Below are 17017 nucleotides of genomic sequence, written 5' to 3'. Positions count from 1 at the left end.
GAGATGGTATTAAAGCGATTTTGGAAGCTTATAATCTTGTTAATTGTTATTATCACCATACTTGTAACGTATTTTGTACATACAGCATTAGTGATAGCTAGTCAATTTCCGGAGTTAGAAATAAAAACTATCCGTGGTGATGAAACCATATTGAAGAATATGACCATAAGTGGCGATTATTACGAGGGGGATCAATATTCTAGTGCTTTAATGGTATCACTCGATAATACGACCTACTACGAAGAGTTATCCTATTTTGAAAAACGAGACCCCCGCTTCCCGCCTAATGAAGCAACGGAACTCAAGGATAAGTATCGAAACTTTATGAGGGGGAAAATATATCAATCTTCCTCATACTTTGAAAATGATGACTATCTTGCATATGTAGGTGCTGAAGTATCGGATTGGACTCCGAATTTTCTACCAACATATCATTTAGAAGTAGATGTTTTAAACAAAGAGTCGAATACATCTACTTCATTCCAAACAATTTTACCCGGGATGGATGAGATTCAATATGTAGACGTATTGGAAGTTCATATGGATAAAAAAGAATTGAAGGTAATTGTCAATGTGAATTATTATCTAAATGACCAATATGTTAATGATATAAAAGTATATACAATGGATATCTCTTCAGAAAAAATTGTTGGTGATCAAACCCTATTTGACCCACTTGAACAAAGCGATAAGGATAAGTGGTCAAACTTAACCTTTCTAAATGATCTTAGTGCAATTGACTCGACAGATAATCTGTTGTTGCAAAAAGATATAGGTCAATATAAAGAAGTTAATCATAGCGATGATTATGAGGGGGAAATAAGTACAGAGTTAATGGAAAGAAAATTCTATGTTTATGACTTAAAAACCAATCAGCAACAAGAACTACTAATACCAGAAAATCATTACGATAAACTACTATCAAATGAAATTCACCTTGATGGATCTGTATCGGACACACATGCTTATATAACCTATGAAGATGGAAATAACCTAGTTGTATTAAGCTTTAATCTTGATAATTTAGAAATAGATACACAACAAACATTTGATTTAAAGGAACTGGGTATGGAAGCGGAAGATTATGGTATTAACTTGATAGACGATAAGCTTTATGTTTTAGATAACGACATGCAAAAATCCACAAAAATATTTGTTGGAGATATAACGAACGGCGAAGTTTTATATCAGGGTGAAATTGTTCTTGAAAATGATGAAGATAAGAGTGGTGACGTTTCACTACAATTCTATACCATTACTAAAAACGAATGATTGGAGGAGAAAACTTGATTCAAATTAGAGAATTAAGTCATCATTTTAAATTAGGTAAAAAAGATCAAAAAGTAATTTTACCAGTTTTAAAAGATATTACAATGGAAGTCGGAAAAGGTGAAATCGTCTCTGTTGTAGGAAAAAGTGGTTCTGGAAAATCCACGTTATTAAATTTAATTAGTGGTTTCATTCGTCCAACAGAGGGTGATATTTGGATTGATGGGGTACAGGTTTCTGAACTTTCGGAGGCAAAGTTTGCTGACTTTCGTCTTAAACATATAGGGTTTATATTTCAAAGCTTTCAATTGATTCCAAGTATGACAGCCTATCAAAATATTGAACTACCCTTAATTTTGAAAGGTGAAGATGAAAAGAAACGTCAAGAGAAGGTTATAAGGCTAATGGAAAAAGTTGGCCTAGGTGATTTTAAAGACCATTATCCAAGTGAATTATCTGGAGGACAACAACAGCGGGTGAGTATCGCAAGGGCATTAGTGTTAGAACCAACACTTATCCTAGCAGATGAACCAACTGGTAGTTTAGATAGTGAAACAGAAGCAGAGATTTTAGAGATTATACAAAAGTTAAATCGAGAATTAGGCATCACCTTCCTTATCATTACTCACGATGAAGAAGTTGCACAAACTGGCCATCGAACTATTTCCATAAAAGATGGCCGCGTGATGAAAGGGGGCGCTGCTATATGAAATTAAAAGATAAATATCGCTTTATTCGTCAAAATATCAAGAAAAATAAAGCTCGGACTTTCATGACCATTTTAGCTACAGCCATGGGATGTGCCTTTCTAATTGTTCTTGCATCAATTGGATATGGCTTACAACAAAGTGTTGTAAAAGAAACACTAGAGGATCAAGTTGTAACAGAAATACAAGTTCATGGAAAAGAAGTAGAAAATGGATTCGAGGCTATGACAGTTGCAGATATAGAAAAGTTGGAGAAGGTTGACCATGTAAAAGCAGTTACTAGAAAAATTCAATTAGGACAATTACCTACCTACACTATAGATGGCTATAAAGCTGAGACAATGGCGGTTTCTACTCACTTTCCATCTGAAATAGCTTCAGGCTTAAAGCTTGCTGAAGGAAGATTGCCTGAAAATCCAAATGAAGTAGTTGTTGGTTATCATTTTTCTAATACATTATACATGGAAACTGATGAGGATATCTATGATGCTGAAACTGGCGAGGTGAAGGAAGAGTTTCAATTCAAAGGGGAAGTAAAGGACCAAACTATCACTATGACAGTACAGCAGGATGAAGAGGGAAAAGTTACAAAAGAGATTCCATTGAAAATTGTAGGAGTATTAGAAGAGCCTGGTAGAGAATGGATGCTAAATCAAGATGTCTATATCTCACAAGAAGTTTTCCATCAGATTGAAGCATTTACAGGTACTGCAGGTGGAGAAATTGTTGTTGATCCAGAGAATAAGGTCACGGGGCATCTGGAGACTTTTGATCAAGTTAATGTCTATGCAGAAAGTCTTGAATCCGTACAAGGTATTGTTGATACTTTAGATGAAGAAAATTATGCAACCTATTCTATTGTTAGCGAAATGAAGCAAATAAATACTTTATTTACAATTGCAAAAGCAGGATTAATATTAGTTGGTACAATTGCTTTAATCATCGCATCAATTGGAATTTATAATACAATGACTATGGCAGTAACGGAAAGGGCACCAGATATTGGTATTATGAAAGCTATCGGTGCCAATCCAAAAACGATTAAACAAATCTTCCTATTGGAGAGTAGTTATATTGGTGTTATTGGTGCCATTATTGGAACCATTGTTGCGTATGCTACTAGTGTGGTTGTGAATATAGGATTACCGTTGATCTTAGAAACGGCATTTGATGAAGAAATGCCAGAGGGACTGCAATTCTCAGCTATACCATGGAGTCTTGTTCTAATAGCTGTTACGATTTGCTTGGTGATTACCATCCTATCAGGAATGCGACCAGCAAAACGAGCAACACAGATTGATGTGTTAAAAGCAATGCGTAGAGAAATTTAAAAAATGTGGTTGGATAGTGTTATCCAACCACATTTCTGTATATCTTATCAATTTTATCCTTAAACAAATCCATATGAACGATTCGAGCTTCTCTTAAATATTCTTTTCCATCGACAAATAAAAGCAATACAGGAACAGTGAAAATAGAAAGCCGCCCTGCAACTGCTTCGACTTCATCTGTATTAATATGTGCCATTTTTATTTCTGGGTATGAAACCATTAATTCTTGAACTTGGGGCATAAGGGCATGGCAGACACTACAGCTTGGTCTTGAAATGTATATAAACGCTAGTGAATTGGATTCAATGAAATCATCAATTGCCCCTATTGAATGTATATCCGTAAATTGCCTCATCTTTCATTCCTCCCATATTTACTATATCCGAATGGGCTTGTGGCATCCAATTCTTTGTATGCAACTATTTTATCTTTTTTACGATGGTAGTTGTTCCTTCATAGTAGATGGAAACTGTGCGGTAACTAATTATTTTTGGTAGTGCATCAAACCCGCTCCGGAAATACACTGCGCTTTCCATGGGCGGCTGTTGAGCCTCCTCGCGCTTCGCACTGCGGGGTCTCACCTATGCCTGTCCTCCCATAGGAGTCTCCGTGTATTTCCGGAGCTAGTTTAGATTGAATTCATTAACTTCACTTATCACGTCATTAAACTAACTTTAATTAGAGAACCAATACTAGCGCAGGCAGAATACGGAGACTCCTGCGGGAATAGCACGTGTCCGAAGACCCCGCAGCGGCGTTTTTCCCGCGAGGAGGCTGAGGCCGTGCCCGCGGAAAGCGGAGTATTCTGCCGGAGCGATGTCATCGCACAAACTTTCACTAAGTAAGAATCAAGGAAAATTGTTACCGCACAGTCTATACAAATTATGTACTACCAACAATCTATAGAAAATATCCTTTCATACCAATGTGATTAAGGAGAATAATAAAGGAACCTCACAATCACATTAGTGTGAACGGAGGTTCCATTTTTTCAATGAGTCCTTATCAAGCCTGTGGTAGTGGGGTAGTAGGATTTAGACATTGGATACCACTAAAGGAATCTAAATCTAATGTGATACAGATTCCGGTTTCAACTAATTGGTTTGCACCGACTGGAATGATGCCACAATTATTATTAGGTGGATGGTTTGGTGGTGTGAATGATTCTGAAGGTTGGTATTCGAAGTCTAGTAATTCTACTTCTACACAGCATCCATGCTTTAATTTTTTAGCTTTGAATATTGGTGTTTCGACACACTCGAAGCCTGAAGGACTATTGTCTCTTATACCTCTGGCAATGAATATGTCACAAGCGCTCTTGCAGTATAACAGGAATGGGATTGTAGTTGGACCGTTACCATTCCCTCCGGTTGATGGGGAAAGCAATTGTTTGATGGATTGCTCACAACCAGTCGTACAGCAGTCATCCTGTGCCGCAGCTACTTCATTCTGAGCTTCGACGATTTTTCGAACCACATGACAAACACAATCCGAGTTCTTTCCATTTGAACAACAACTCATGCTATTTCTCTCCTTTTTACTCAAATTTGTTATTACACTACAATTTATGTTTTAGTAACTATCATGGTTGTTTACTAGTCTATTTCTAGTAAAAATGAGTAACATATCCTTAGAATTGAGAGAATTTGTGCTGTTTTATCAAGCCAAAAGCCAACACTGATGCATGTTTAGGGGAATAGTTATATAGTACTCTACTCATGGTGGGTTAATAGATTTTAGCCCTATCTATGACACTGGGAGCCAGAAGTTACTGGCTCCGTTTTTACTATTACTGTCTTATTCTACCCTCATAAATTTTAGTAGGATACCTAATTATGTTAAGTGGGGAAAATGGTTATGGTGTATTATAATAACGTTACTAGGTTTTAGAAAGTTAGCTAATGAATTGAGGATACAGGAAAAAAGGATGGACTATAAAAAACGAAGGTGAAAAAACACCTCCAAACCATGTACATAAATGCATCAGTTAGCCTGGTGCGAACAATCAGCAAGCATCCTGGTATAATGATCATACTAACCTTACTAGTATTTTCTTAGCTTACGTATCAAAGACTTTAATGATATTGCTGGTCCTCAATTGTAATGACAGAAACATCTCTTAAAAGGAAGAATAATATTGCTATAACAAAAACATATAAAAAGGGATAATTACTTACGATAATAGGTATTTTTAGCTCTTTATTTTTAATGGAAGTTTCAGTTAAATAGGATAGAAGTAGTAGAATCATAACAGTGAAGAATGTCATTAATTTTATCATCGCGTCTGGATTTGACATGGGAATCATTTCACCAAGCATAGCACCCATCATGCCTCCCATGATCCCAGAAACACCTCCTTCAATGACGGCTGAAAGATTAAAAGGTAGGCCTGCAAAGAATCCTATAGAGAGGCCAATAAGTATAGATATAACTGTTGACGTGAACAAGTCACCCATTAATAGTAAACCTAATACTGTACCAAATAGAAGTCCAGTCATCATACCTAGTGACATGGATATAATCATCCCGTGCATGGATGGTAAATACTCTCGATAAATTAAATTGACAAGAATGACACCAATAATTTGTAATGTACATAGGCTTAGAATAAAGAATAAAATGTATGACATTTGCCCACTCCTTTGATTGTTTGTCCCTGGTTACTATATTCATAAGTGGAGAAGAATATGATATACCCTATGGCGGTATATAAATACTTTTTGGGTATTTTTAAAGTAGATACTATTAAAAACAAGCCAAACTATGCTATTTTAGTTTTATGGAAAACTTTATTCATTTAGTTAGTAATAGAAAGGACGTCTAACGTGAAAAAGACAAAAGTAGGAATCATTTTTGGTGGAAAGTCTGCAGAACACGAAGTTTCGCTACAATCTGCTAAAAATATTGTAGATGCAATTGACAAAGAAAAATATGACGTTGTTTTAATTGGAATTGATAAAGAGGGAAAATGGCATTTAAATGACCAATCCTCTTATTTATTAGATGCTGAGAACCCTAAATTGATTGCTTTAAATAAATCTAATGATAATGTGGCTATTGTACCTGGAACTTCTGAGAATCAACTCATTCATGCTGAAAGTGCTGTGTCTCTTGAGCAACTTGATGTGGTATTTCCAATTGTTCATGGAACACTTGGAGAAGATGGAAGTTTACAAGGAATGCTAAGAATGGCAAACTTACCGTTTGTCGGTCCAAGTGTTTTAGGTTCATCAGTATGTATGGATAAGGATGTTGCTAAAAGACTGATGAATGCTGCGGGTATTAATGTTGCTAAAGGGATCACGGTTAAACGCCCAAATAAGGATAAATTAAACTTTGCAGAAATAAGTGAGATGCTCGGAACACCGATGTTTATTAAACCAGCGAACCAAGGATCTTCTGTAGGAGTAAGTAAGGTAAAGACAGAAGAAGAATTCAAGGCTGCAATTGAATCAGCATTTCAATATGATCATAAAGTAGTCATTGAAGAAAATATTGTTGGACGTGAAGTAGAATGTGCTGTACTAGGTAATGATGAACCGGTGGCATCTATCGCAGGTGAAATTTTACCGAATACGGAATTCTATTCGTATGAATCTAAGTATATCGATGAAAAAGGTGCTGACTTAGCAATTCCAGCTGAATTAACGGACGAACAAATGAAGAAGGTTCAAAAAGCTGCAATTGAGGCGTTTAAGACATTAGAGTGTGAAGGTTTAGCTCGTGTCGACTTTTTCTTAACGGAGAACGATGAGCTTTATGTAAATGAAGTGAATACATTACCAGGCTTTACGAAAATAAGTATGTATCCAAAACTATGGGAAATCAGTGGTCTCCCTTATACGGAATTAATTAGTCGCTTAATTGACTTAGCAATTGAACGACATGAAAATAATGCAAATTTAAAAAGCACGGTTTGGGAATAAAAAAAGAGTTTTGTCTGCCAGGATAAGTCCCCTATATTTTGGGTACCTTATATAGTGTTCTCTAAAAATATTTAGAAAATTAGGCAAAAGTTGTTTACAAACAGTATGAAAGTGGATATAATTACCACGTGAGTTAAAAAATTCTTAAGGAGGTCGAATGAAATGATGGTTAACAAAAAAATGATGTCACAAGCAACAACTTCAGAAAAATTAATAATTACGCATTCGACCATATTGGAATGGATCGCTTAAGACTTTTTATCAAGGTAGGGAAGTTTATAAACTTTCCCGAAGTCTAAGAAAAACGTATTAATTCACAAAAGGATTAGTGAGTACGAGTTTTTCTAATGAAATTAAGCATACCCATACCGCAGGGAGAAGCGTGCCCCTGCGGTATTTTTGTGCCTTTTTTTACCGCAGTGGAGTGTCTCTCTGCGGTTTTTTCTATTTGTTGGGTAATTATAAGGAGGTGATTTGGAATGACGCTAAATATTTTATTTTTCACGATAACGATTAGGAAACGTGAAACTTCTCTAGAGGAAGCACTTCATAATGAAAGTGTTCAAAAAATCTATGAAGAGAACAAAAGAAAAATCGATTATTATACTTTTCGATAATCATGTGTTATTAAAAAAATAAGAAAGGTGGAATGAAAATGCTGTATATAATTCAAGGACGAAAGGCAGTTTTATGGGTGGAGAAAGACACTACCTAACTGGCTTTACAAACTTTTGCTTTTTATAATGAAGAGAATCTAAAGTGATATTAAAAAATTATAAGTATAACCCCGTTCTCACTTAGAACGGGGTTAACCCTATAGTTATTTAATTATTGATGTTCTAAACCACTTGAAACGTACTAAATTTATCTCTCACCGGAATACGTTCTTTCTTTGTAGGTAACTCATCAAAATATCCCATATGTAGGAAACCGACAATTCTTTCTTCTTCATTCACTTGAAGAATTTCCTCCACTTTTGAGTCATAAATATGAGGATTAGTTTTCCAAACTACACCAAGATGCCGTTCCCATGCAAGAAGCTGGAAGTTTTGAATCATACAAGCAGTTGCCCCAAAGTTTTCATCCTGCTTTTTTTGGTTATCGCCTTTTTCCATGATAACAACAAGAATTGCACTTGGCTCATTTAAATAACTTTCCCGATTAGCTTGTCTTTCCTCAGGATAAGTACTTGCAATTCTTTTAGCAAATTCCTGTTTTTGGTTTTCACCAATAAACACAAATCTCCAAGGTTGTCTCATTCCATGGGTAGGGGCCCAGATGGCGTCCTCTAATAAATCTGTAACGGTGTCTTCTTTTACATAGTGATTGTTATATCCTTTTTTTATGGAGCGGCGCTCTCTTATAACCTCGGCTATTTCTGTTTCTTGTTTAAGTACTTGCATGTCTAACACCCCTTTGTGTTGTATGATATAGTACAAATTTGCGACTGATAATCATTTTCAATTAACATAGTATATGATTTAATATAGAAAAGCAAACTCACACGGGAAAATATTATCTACAGTGTAAGGAGACAGCTTTCATGTTTCATATTATGTGATTTTTATCACGTACAGTTGAATTGAAAAAGGTGTATCATAGAAATAGAGAAATGATATTGGAGGTTGTGTTATGTCATTTTATGAGATTCTAGTTTTTATTCATATATTTTCAGCGATTTTAGGAATGGGTCCAGGATTTATGATGATCCTTGTTGTTTCAAAAACCTCTAATTTAACTGAACTAAGACATTCATATGTCATTCGAAATCGACTTCATATCTTTACGATGGTTGGAGGAACTTTACTTTTACTGTCAGGACTTTTAATGGGAGCTATTAATCCTTATCTATTTCAGCAAGGATGGTATGTAACTAGTTTAGTACTATTTCTCATTGCTCTGGCATTTGGCCCACTATTGCTATCGCCTAGATCAAAGCCTATTAAAAGGTTATTAAAAGAAGCAGAAGGGGAAGAGATTCCAGCTGAATATGAGGAAATGGCAAAGAAATTGTTCTTTGTGGAAAGATTGGAGAATGCTATTTTCTTGATTGTTATTGTGTTAATGATTGTAAAACCATTTTGATAGAAACGTCCCGGGATTTGTCTTTGGGGCGTTTCTTCTTTTCATGGTGAATCTAATAGGAAATATCGGATTGTATCAAGGTACTTCTGAAGATTTCGCCTACTAAACGACCAAAGCTGTATAAATCAAATATCTCTCTAGAAAAAAGCTATGTTAAAATGGAGAAAATACAAAGTATAGGAGAATTAGAATGAAAGAGTGGACAAAGGATATAGAAATTAATGCGCCAATAAACCAGGTATGGAAGCTTCTAGATGGAAATCTAGAGGATATGCAAAAAATTATGCCTAATGTCGTTGAGAATAAGCTAATAAAGGAAACAGAGAATGGTGTTGGAACAGTTTATCGGCAGAAGTATCGTGAGGGTAAAAGGGTACAAGAATATGACGTGGAAACGCTGGAATATGAGAATGCTGAGGATTATAAGCGAGTAAAAGTTGGGTTTAATCTAGCAAATGTAGTTGAGATTACTACTGCATATGAACTAAAAAAGTTAGATGATAATAAAACATATTTCCGTTATACAACTACGAATAATCCATTGAAGTGGTTTATGAAAATGCTAGTTAAACTAGCTAACAGTGACAAGGTAGTAGTACAGTTTGTGGAACGTGTTAAGCGAGTTGCTGAAGCGGAAGATAAAAAATAGTTTTTTGGAGGTTAATATGGGGAAAAGAGTTTATCTTGTGAGGCACTGTAAGGCTGAAGGGCAAGAACGTGAAGCTAGATTAACAGATGAAGGTGTTAAACAGGCTGAAGAATTAGTCCATTTTTTCTCTACTATAGAAATCAATCGTATCATTACAAGTCCCTTCGTGAGAGCTATTGATTCGATACGTCCACTTGCGAACCAAAGAAAAATTGACATGGAAATTGATAGTAGATTATCGGAAAGGTTATTGAGTACGAAAAACTTGAACGATTGGCAGGAGAAACTAAAAATGAGCTTCGATGATTTGGATCTTTCCTATCACGGTGGAGAATCAAGTCGGGAAGCTATGAATCGAGGCATTGAAGTAATTAGGAATCTTCAGGAGGATACAAGGGAAAATATCGTAATAATAACACATGGTAACCTAATGGCATTATTATTAAAATCCTTTCAGCCTAGTTTTGGCTATGATGATTGGAAGAACCTTTCTAATCCGGATGTCTACCTTTTAGAACTTGAAAACGCCTCTATCCAAAGACTGTGGCAACAAAATAAGGATATCTTGTAAGGGATTAGTCCCTAAACAAGATATCCTTATTATTAATTAGCAAGTATTTCATCTAAATATTCTTCTAACGTAATTCCTCGTTCCATAATTTCAGTTGCAGCTTTAACACCAACATAGCGTAAATGCCATGGTTCATATTGATATCCTGTAATATCTTCTTTTCCTTTAGGATAGCGGATAATAAAACCATATTCTGGAGCATGTTCCTCAAGCCAAATTCCTTCCTTTGTTTCACCAAATTCTACTACAAGCGTATTGTTAACATGTGGACTAGTAACATCCATTGTTAATCCTGATTGATGCTCACTTTCACCTGGCCTAGCACTAAAGATATTTGCTTCCTCTTCGCCATGATTACTGACATAGGAAGCAAATAACACGTCTTGTCGTTCATAGGAACGATAACCAGATTGTGCATATAAATCTAGATTTTCTTGTTCCGCGTCAGCAAACAACTTTTCTAGAGCGTTGGCAGCAACTTCACGCATTTGCTTTTTAGGTAATTCCTCCACAAATGGAAAGCGGACATCAGGGAATATTAAATCGCTTGGAACATAGTCTTTTGGAAGTGCATGTTGTTTATTGACTAGAGCAAGCACATCATAAGGATTGCCAATAACAACTGTGTCATCATCTAAGAATTCGTCTTGCTTAAATTTTAATCCCTCACCAGGAGTTATAGTTAGTTCCTGTTCTATAAGGCTTTCTAAAGCAGAGCTTGTTTCTTTATCATATATTCCAGAAGCAAGAAGTTCTTTTGATTGTAATTGAAAATCAGTGATTGCCCAAACTAATTCTTGATCGTATATTTCTGTAGAAGTGATTTCGTAACCTATTTTTGTTAGCGCCTTTTGTAAAGCGAGAATATCTTTACCTTGATCACCCTTTTGTAGCTCTTGGGATGGGAGAACTAATTCTTCCCTTATTGGCTCTTCAACCTCAGTTTCTGTATCTTGCTCATCTATCGGTTCATTTTCAGAAATGCTGTCAGATGGAGCCTTTTCTATACCTCTATCTGTATTTTGGCTACATGCAGTTAAAAACAATAGAAAGCAACTAATAATAAGTATATAAAAACCTTTGATGTTAATCATGGTGGTCTCTCCTTTTGGAACAATAAATATCATAACTATTATACTACTAAGAGGAGCTAATATCGTTATAAATTACGAAAATAGTAAAAAGGTCTAGGTGGATATTATTGGTAACTATATAGTATACTAATTATGCAGGGATTTAATTGTGCTTTTTCAAATTGGAAAGGGAGAAGCATAATGAACAAATTAATAGATAGAAAAGTTGAAGAAATCGTCTCAGAGGTAGGTTTTTCAGGGGTAATAAAGGTTCATCATCATGATGAAGTTATTCATGAATCAGTATTTGGGTATTCTAATCGGTCTGACCAATTGGAAAATATGCTAAACACTCGATTTGGAATTGCGTCAGGTTGCAAAATTTTTACTGCAGTGGGAATTGGTATCCTAGTGGATGAAGGAAAGATATCCTTTCAAACTAAATTGTCGGAATGTTTGGATGTTTATTTCCCTCATTACTCAAAGGATATTACAATCCACCATTTACTTACTCATACTTCCGGAATACCAGATTACTTTGATGAGTCTGTCATGGAGGATTTTGCTGAGCTTTGGTTAGAACGGCCAATGTATACGATGCGAAGTCCAAAAGACTTTCTGCCAATGTTTCAAAACCGAGAAATGCTCTTTCAACCTGGTGAAAGATTCCATTATAATAATGCTGGCTATATCGTTTTGGGGTTGGTTATTGAGCAAATTTCTGGAATGAACTTTACTGATTTTGTTGAAACCAAAGTATTTGCAAAAGCTGGTATGAACCATTCGGGCTATTTCTCGTTAGACCAATTACCAAAGGATACTGCAATTGGGTATATCGATGATGAAGAGTCTGGAGCTTGGAAAAGTAATATCTACTCCATACCAGTCAAAGGTGGTGCGGATGGTGGTGCGTTTATCACTGCTTCCGATATGATGAAATTCTGGGATGCATTAGTTGGAAATAAGCTTTTATCGGAAGGAATCACTAAAAAATTCCTTACACCACATGTTGAAAGTGATGAAGATGAGTACTATGGATACGGAATCTGGATGAATAAGCAGGAAGGGAAAATAATAAGGCAACATGTCATGGGATATGATCCTGGTGTTAATTTTCATGCTGCGGTGTATCCGGATGGTCATAAGGTAGTAGTTACTTCAAACAAAAGTGATGGAGCCTTTGATATCATGCTAGCGATAGAAGAAGTGATCCTAGGGTAGGCACATTTCTCCCCACTATCTCATATCTTTAGAAGAGAGACATTTAGAGGAGTGGAGAAATGGCGGGAGTAGCATCTTTGCGACAGGCATCTGAGAAACAATCAACAGCTTTGATTACGTTTATCTTATTTTGGTGTGCTTTAATTGTGGTCTCAAGTGCCTATGTGACGACACCACTCTTTTCTGTCTTTGAACGAACGTTTGATATTTCGAAAACGATGTCTGCTTGGACTAGCAGCTCGTTTTCTTTTTTTTATGCTGTTGGATTCCTATTGTTTGGACCACTGGCAGACCGAATTGGAAGAAAACCAGTTATTTTGTTTGGGTTAGCATCCTTAACGGTTGTAACGCCAATAATTGGGATGACGACTAGCTTCGGGGGGCTTGTAGCACTTCGAGGACTTCAGGGATTTATAGCTTCTACCTTTGCACCATCTGCATTGGCATATGCTTTTGATGTTATACCTTCGAAAAGGCTTGTGACGACTATTGGATTTATTAGTTTTGGTTACGTAACATCAGGGATAGTTGGGCAAGTGCTTGCGGATTTAATGTATCAATGGGGAAGTTGGGAAGTGGTCTTTTATGTTTTTGGAGCTTTGTATTTCATCACATTTTTAGCTGTACTTTTTCTTTTTCCAACACCAAACAAGCCAAGTCATAAAGAGGGAATTCGATTTTATCTATATCAAAGTAGGTTGATTTTTAGACAACGGAATTTCCAATTAATTTATATCATTACAATTACGCTTTTGTTAACGTTTATGGGAATGTATACGTTGTTAGGGAGTTTTTTGGGTGGTGAGCCATTTTATTTGAATGATAATGAGATTTTAGGGATTCGTGCTATTGGAATTATCGGTATGTTGATATCGCCATTTGTAGGTAAGATTGTCAACAAGATTGGGGTACTCACAACTTTAAGGATTGGTCTTGCATTGTCAGCCTCAGGACTTTTACTTCTTGGAATCGGAAGTAGTATTTTCTTTCTGATTCTGATGAGTATTATGTATGTATTTGGTATATCATTGATATTCCCAGCAGTAATGGTGTTGATAGGAGAGCTAGGCGGAGAGAGAAGGGCACTAGCTAATGCTTACTATGCATTTATCCTGTTTTTAGGTGCTATGCTTGGACCAATTATAGCTATCTATTTATTGGAAGTAGGGAGTTATTTTACGACATTCTTAATTCTTTCATTTATGTTGATAATTGGCTTTTTCTTATCAATGTTCATAAAAATAAAGCTATCCTAGGGTATGTCTTAGGATAGCTTTTTGACCTTACTTTGCTTCAAATAATTTACAAATCTCTACGATAACTTCGGATGATTTAACCATATTATCTACAGAGATATATTCGAATTTACCATGGAAGTTTTCTCCACCGGTAAAAATGTTTGGTGTTGGAAGCCCCATATAAGATAATTGGGAGCCGTCTGTACCACCACGTACTGGTTCAATAATAGGTTTGATATCAAGGTTTGTCATAGCTTCTTTTGCAACCTCAACGATTTCCATTACAGGTTCAATTTTTTCACGCATATTGTAATATTGATCATTCATTTCTAGCTCGACACTAGCTTCACCATATTTTTCTTTCATTTCATCAACAAACTTGGTTAGTGTCGCTTTTTTATTTTCAAACTTTTCACGGTCATGATCACGAATAATGTAGTAAACACGAGTATTTTCTACATCGCCACTAATGGAGATAAGATGATAAAAACCCTCATATCCTTCTGTCTGCTCTGGAGATTCTTGGTCTGGGAATTTATTAACGAATTCTGCAGCCATTTTTCCAGCGTTCACCATTTTATTTTTAGCAGTTCCTGGATGAACACTATTCCCTTTAAATATAACCTTTGCTGCTGCAGCATTAAAGCTCTCATATTGTAGTTCTCCAAGTGGACCACCATCGACAGTATAAGCAAAATCGGCATGGAATCTTTCCACATCAAATTTATGTGGTCCACGACCGATTTCCTCATCTGGTGTGAAGGCGACACGGACTTTACCATGTTTAACTTCCGGATGGTTAATTAGATAATCCATCGCTGTCATGATTTCAGCAATTCCAGCTTTATTATCAGCACCTAGTAATGTTGTTCCATCTGTCGTAATTAATGTGTGTCCTTTATAGCTTGGTAGCTCTGGAAATTCTTTTGAAGATAGTACTACATTAAGCTCCTTGTTTAAAACGATGTCATTACCATCAAAGTTTTCCACGATTTGTGGCTTAACATTTTTTCCAGTAAAATCAGTAGCAGTATCGACATGTGCAAGAAATCCAATGGTGGGTACTTCCTTATCCGTGTTAGAAGGTAAGGTTGCGAATACATAACCATTTTCATCGATCGTTACTTCTTCCATGCCGACTTCATTCAGCTCATCAACTAGCAATTTTGCTAACTCTAGTTGTCCGGGTGTTGAGGGGGTTGTATCGTTATCCTCATTGGACTGTGTATCTACTTTTACATATGTAGTAAATCGTTTAATCATATCGTCTCTCAATGTCATTCGCTCCTTGTAGATAAATTATTTTAATATAGAAATAATTATACCGTATTCCGAAATAATTAGGAAACGTAAAAATTGAGGTAGAAAAGGAAAATAAACAATCTATGGCGAACTAGTATAATAGCAGCTTAAAAGAGGAGGATTTTTATGTCTTATATAATTAATGTGGAAGAGTTAGTAGAAAAAATAACAAACAATCCAGAGGTTGTGATTGTAGATGCACGATTTCAATTAAATGACTCAGAAGCGGGGAAAAGAGCATACAAGGAATCACATCTTCCTGGTGCAGTATATTTTGATTTGGAAGAAGATTTATCAAGTAAACCTGCTAAACATGGCGGAAATCACCCATTACCAGATGTAGCTGTTTTTGCAGAAAAATTAGGACAAGCGGGAATAGACCAAGATACAACGGTTGTTGTTTATGATAAAGGAAATGATATGTTTGCACCTCGTTTCTGGTGGGATTTATATTATATGGGTCATAATCAAGTGTATATTCTAGACGGTGGATTTGATGCTTGGTTGAAAGCGGGGCGTCCTGTATCAAAAGAAGTCCTAAAGAAAAAGCTAAAGACGTTTATTCCCTATGTGCGCTCTGATGAAATAGTAAACATGGAGCGAATTAGACAGAATATAACTAGTAAGAAAGCAACGCTGATTGACTCGAGAGGGTACGATCGATATTTAGGTAAAACCGAACCTATGTATAAAAAAGCAGGGCATATTCCGGGTGCTAAAAACTACTTCTGGATGAATGTACTAGATGCAAACGGAAATTGGAAAAGTAATCTGGAATTAGAGAGCCACTTTGCAAAATTGGATAAGACGAAGGAAATTATTGTATCCTGTGGCTCAGGTGTTTCAGCAACGCCAAATGTGATCGCCCTAAAAATGGCTGGATTTAAAGATGTTAAGCTATACCCAGGAAGTTTTAGCGACTGGATTTCTTATGATGAAAATGAAGTAGAAACAAAGGATGAAACAAATGACTAAAAATAGATGCACATGGGCCCCTGAAGATGATCTATTATACAGAGATTATCATGATAATGAATGGGGGAGACCGGTTCATGATGACCAGAAGTTATTCGAAATGCTAATTTTAGAAGGTGCCCAGGCAGGGCTTAGCTGGATTACTATCCTAAGAAGAAGGGAAAATTATCGAAAAGCATTTGATGAATTTGATCCAACTATAATCAAAAATTATGATGAGGATACGATTCAATTGCTTTTAACGAATGAAGGAATCATTCGTAATGAAAGGAAAATTCGCTCAGTAGTTTCCAATGCTAAGGCATTTCTAAAGATTCAAGAAGAATTTGGAAGTTTTGATACATATATATGGAGTTTTGTCGGCGGAGAGCCACTTCTAAATCATAGGAAGAGCAGTGAAGATGTACCTGCCCAGACAGAAATCTCCCAAGCGATGAGTAAGGATTTGAAAAAACGTGGCTTTAATTTTGTAGGCCCAACTATTTGCTACGCATATATGCAAGCAACTGGAATGGTAAATGACCATACAGAAGATTGCTTTCTGTACGTAGAATAATTTATGCGCCGGGAAAGACCGTGTACTGTAGCGTGAATAGCTGCAGAGTGGGTGGGTGTTATGCGCAGTTGATGTAAACTGCGCGGTAACTTTATTAATAATTTAAGTTGTGAA

18 protein-coding genes are annotated in these 17017 nt (G+C 36.1%); 12 read left to right on the top strand and 6 right to left on the bottom strand.

Annotation, left to right across the window (positions count from 1 at the left end):
• The first annotated feature begins 3 nt into the window (after positions 1-3).
• From K332_RS0117635 to K332_RS0117625, 3 genes are read left to right on the top strand one after another with little or no spacing between them, the layout of a single operon-like run.
• Positions 4-1272 (top strand): hypothetical protein, encoded by a 1269-nt coding sequence (locus tag K332_RS0117635; protein ID WP_026908660.1) that lies wholly within the window; start codon positions 4-6, stop codon positions 1270-1272.
• A gap of 14 nt (positions 1273-1286) precedes the next feature.
• Positions 1287-1979 (top strand): ABC transporter ATP-binding protein, encoded by a 693-nt coding sequence (locus K332_RS0117630; RefSeq protein ID WP_026908659.1) that lies wholly within the window; start codon positions 1287-1289, stop codon positions 1977-1979.
• Entirely contained in the window at positions 1976-3307 is a 1332-nt protein-coding gene (locus K332_RS0117625; RefSeq protein WP_026908658.1) for an ABC transporter permease, read from the top strand. Before K332_RS0117630 ends, K332_RS0117625 begins: the two co-directional genes overlap by 4 nt.
• A gap of 19 nt (positions 3308-3326) precedes the next feature.
• Here the strand turns inward: K332_RS0117625 and K332_RS0117620 are convergent, their stop codons facing one another.
• The 3 genes from K332_RS0117620 to K332_RS22835 form a co-directional block, all read right to left on the bottom strand.
• Positions 3327-3662 carry a thioredoxin family protein gene (locus K332_RS0117620; protein ID WP_026908657.1) on the bottom strand — a complete coding sequence of 112 codons (336 nt, stop codon included), beginning with the start codon at positions 3660-3662 and terminating at the stop codon, positions 3327-3329.
• Between the two features lie 650 nt (positions 3663-4312).
• The gene (locus K332_RS24890; RefSeq protein WP_084288100.1) at positions 4313-4828 is read right to left on the bottom strand and encodes a CotY/CotZ family spore coat protein; all 516 of its coding nucleotides are present in this window, start codon (positions 4826-4828) and stop codon (positions 4313-4315) included.
• 554 nt (positions 4829-5382) lie between these two features.
• Positions 5383-5937 (bottom strand): hypothetical protein, encoded by a 555-nt coding sequence (locus K332_RS22835; RefSeq protein WP_051359519.1) that lies wholly within the window; start codon positions 5935-5937, stop codon positions 5383-5385.
• Positions 5938-6132: 195 nt separating this feature from the next.
• Here K332_RS22835 and ddlA point away from each other — a divergent pair, with 195 nt between their 5' ends.
• Complete coding sequence (gene ddlA / locus K332_RS0117595) at positions 6133-7233, top strand: D-alanine--D-alanine ligase (RefSeq protein WP_026908655.1); 1101 nt, start codon at positions 6133-6135, stop codon at positions 7231-7233.
• A gap of 479 nt (positions 7234-7712) precedes the next feature.
• On the top strand, positions 7713-7850 hold the full coding sequence (locus K332_RS23740) for a YrzI family small protein (RefSeq protein ID WP_084288097.1): 138 nt from the start codon (positions 7713-7715) through the stop codon (positions 7848-7850).
• Positions 7851-8072: 222 nt separating this feature from the next.
• On the opposite strand, the gene K332_RS0117580 is transcribed toward K332_RS23740, so the two are convergent.
• A complete protein-coding gene (locus tag K332_RS0117580; protein ID WP_026908654.1) occupies positions 8073-8636 on the bottom strand; it encodes a nitroreductase family protein in 564 nt (187 codons plus the stop codon).
• 229 nt (positions 8637-8865) lie between these two features.
• Here K332_RS0117580 and K332_RS0117575 point away from each other — a divergent pair, with 229 nt between their 5' ends.
• From K332_RS0117575 to K332_RS0117565, 3 genes are all read left to right on the top strand, one after another.
• Positions 8866-9318 (top strand): DUF2269 family protein, encoded by a 453-nt coding sequence (locus K332_RS0117575; protein ID WP_026908653.1) that lies wholly within the window; start codon positions 8866-8868, stop codon positions 9316-9318.
• 190 nt (positions 9319-9508) lie between these two features.
• Complete coding sequence (locus K332_RS0117570) at positions 9509-9967, top strand: SRPBCC family protein (RefSeq protein ID WP_026908652.1); 459 nt, start codon at positions 9509-9511, stop codon at positions 9965-9967.
• A gap of 16 nt (positions 9968-9983) precedes the next feature.
• Positions 9984-10538: a histidine phosphatase family protein gene (locus tag K332_RS0117565; RefSeq protein ID WP_026908651.1), complete on the top strand. Its 555-nt coding sequence runs from the start codon at positions 9984-9986 to the stop codon at positions 10536-10538.
• 32 nt (positions 10539-10570) lie between these two features.
• Here K332_RS0117565 and K332_RS0117560 read toward each other — a convergent pair whose 3' ends face one another.
• On the bottom strand, positions 10571-11632 hold the full coding sequence (locus K332_RS0117560) for a D-alanyl-D-alanine carboxypeptidase family protein (RefSeq protein WP_026908650.1): 1062 nt from the start codon (positions 11630-11632) through the stop codon (positions 10571-10573).
• Between the two features lie 180 nt (positions 11633-11812).
• Here K332_RS0117560 and K332_RS0117555 point away from each other — a divergent pair, with 180 nt between their 5' ends.
• Positions 11813-12832 (top strand): serine hydrolase domain-containing protein, encoded by a 1020-nt coding sequence (locus K332_RS0117555; protein ID WP_026908649.1) that lies wholly within the window; start codon positions 11813-11815, stop codon positions 12830-12832.
• 59 nt (positions 12833-12891) lie between these two features.
• Positions 12892-14088, top strand: coding sequence for an MFS transporter (locus tag K332_RS0117550; protein ID WP_036689241.1), 1197 nt, complete (start codon positions 12892-12894; stop codon positions 14086-14088).
• Between the two features lie 27 nt (positions 14089-14115).
• Here the strand turns inward: K332_RS0117550 and pepT are convergent, their stop codons facing one another.
• Positions 14116-15333: a peptidase T gene (gene pepT, locus K332_RS0117545; protein ID WP_425414467.1), complete on the bottom strand. Its 1218-nt coding sequence runs from the start codon at positions 15331-15333 to the stop codon at positions 14116-14118.
• 165 nt (positions 15334-15498) lie between these two features.
• On the opposite strand from pepT, the gene K332_RS0117540 reads away from it, so the two are divergent.
• Together K332_RS0117540 and K332_RS0117535 are read left to right on the top strand one after the other, a co-directional pair.
• Positions 15499-16347 carry a sulfurtransferase gene (locus K332_RS0117540; RefSeq protein ID WP_026908646.1) on the top strand — a complete coding sequence of 283 codons (849 nt, stop codon included), beginning with the start codon at positions 15499-15501 and terminating at the stop codon, positions 16345-16347.
• Positions 16331-16903 (top strand): DNA-3-methyladenine glycosylase I, encoded by a 573-nt coding sequence (locus K332_RS0117535; protein ID WP_026908645.1) that lies wholly within the window; start codon positions 16331-16333, stop codon positions 16901-16903. Before K332_RS0117540 ends, K332_RS0117535 begins: the two co-directional genes overlap by 17 nt.
• Positions 16904-17017: the final 114 nt, after the last annotated feature.

The organism is Paucisalibacillus globulus DSM 18846, assembly GCF_000482485.1.
GTDB lineage: Bacteria > Bacillota > Bacilli > Bacillales > Amphibacillaceae > Ornithinibacillus > Ornithinibacillus globulus.
Note: the sequence above shows the minus strand (reverse complement) of the source record. Positions and strands in the feature narration are given on the sequence as shown.

What these genes read in the sequence shown, in the direction of transcription:
- K332_RS0117635 (WP_026908660.1), top strand. Translation starts at nt 4, where the DNA reads ATGGTATTAAAGCGATTTTGGAAGCTTATAATCTTGTTAATTGTTATT.
- K332_RS0117625 (WP_026908658.1), top strand. Translation starts at nt 1,976, where the DNA reads ATGAAATTAAAAGATAAATATCGCTTTATTCGTCAAAATATCAAGAAA.
- K332_RS0117620 (WP_026908657.1), bottom strand. Translation starts at nt 3,662, where the DNA reads ATGAGGCAATTTACGGATATACATTCAATAGGGGCAATTGATGATTTC.
- K332_RS24890 (WP_084288100.1), bottom strand. Translation starts at nt 4,828, where the DNA reads ATGAGTTGTTGTTCAAATGGAAAGAACTCGGATTGTGTTTGTCATGTG.
- K332_RS22835 (WP_051359519.1), bottom strand. Translation starts at nt 5,937, where the DNA reads ATGTCATACATTTTATTCTTTATTCTAAGCCTATGTACATTACAAATT.
- K332_RS23740 (WP_084288097.1), top strand. Translation starts at nt 7,713, where the DNA reads ATGACGCTAAATATTTTATTTTTCACGATAACGATTAGGAAACGTGAA.
- K332_RS0117580 (WP_026908654.1), bottom strand. Translation starts at nt 8,636, where the DNA reads ATGCAAGTACTTAAACAAGAAACAGAAATAGCCGAGGTTATAAGAGAG.
- K332_RS0117575 (WP_026908653.1), top strand. Translation starts at nt 8,866, where the DNA reads ATGTCATTTTATGAGATTCTAGTTTTTATTCATATATTTTCAGCGATT.
- K332_RS0117570 (WP_026908652.1), top strand. Translation starts at nt 9,509, where the DNA reads ATGAAAGAGTGGACAAAGGATATAGAAATTAATGCGCCAATAAACCAG.
- K332_RS0117565 (WP_026908651.1), top strand. Translation starts at nt 9,984, where the DNA reads ATGGGGAAAAGAGTTTATCTTGTGAGGCACTGTAAGGCTGAAGGGCAA.
- K332_RS0117560 (WP_026908650.1), bottom strand. Translation starts at nt 11,632, where the DNA reads ATGATTAACATCAAAGGTTTTTATATACTTATTATTAGTTGCTTTCTA.
- K332_RS0117555 (WP_026908649.1), top strand. Translation starts at nt 11,813, where the DNA reads ATGAACAAATTAATAGATAGAAAAGTTGAAGAAATCGTCTCAGAGGTA.
- K332_RS0117550 (WP_036689241.1), top strand. Translation starts at nt 12,892, where the DNA reads ATGGCGGGAGTAGCATCTTTGCGACAGGCATCTGAGAAACAATCAACA.
- pepT (WP_425414467.1), bottom strand. Translation starts at nt 15,333, where the DNA reads ATGATTAAACGATTTACTACATATGTAAAAGTAGATACACAGTCCAAT.
- K332_RS0117540 (WP_026908646.1), top strand. Translation starts at nt 15,499, where the DNA reads ATGTCTTATATAATTAATGTGGAAGAGTTAGTAGAAAAAATAACAAAC.
- K332_RS0117535 (WP_026908645.1), top strand. Translation starts at nt 16,331, where the DNA reads ATGAAACAAATGACTAAAAATAGATGCACATGGGCCCCTGAAGATGAT.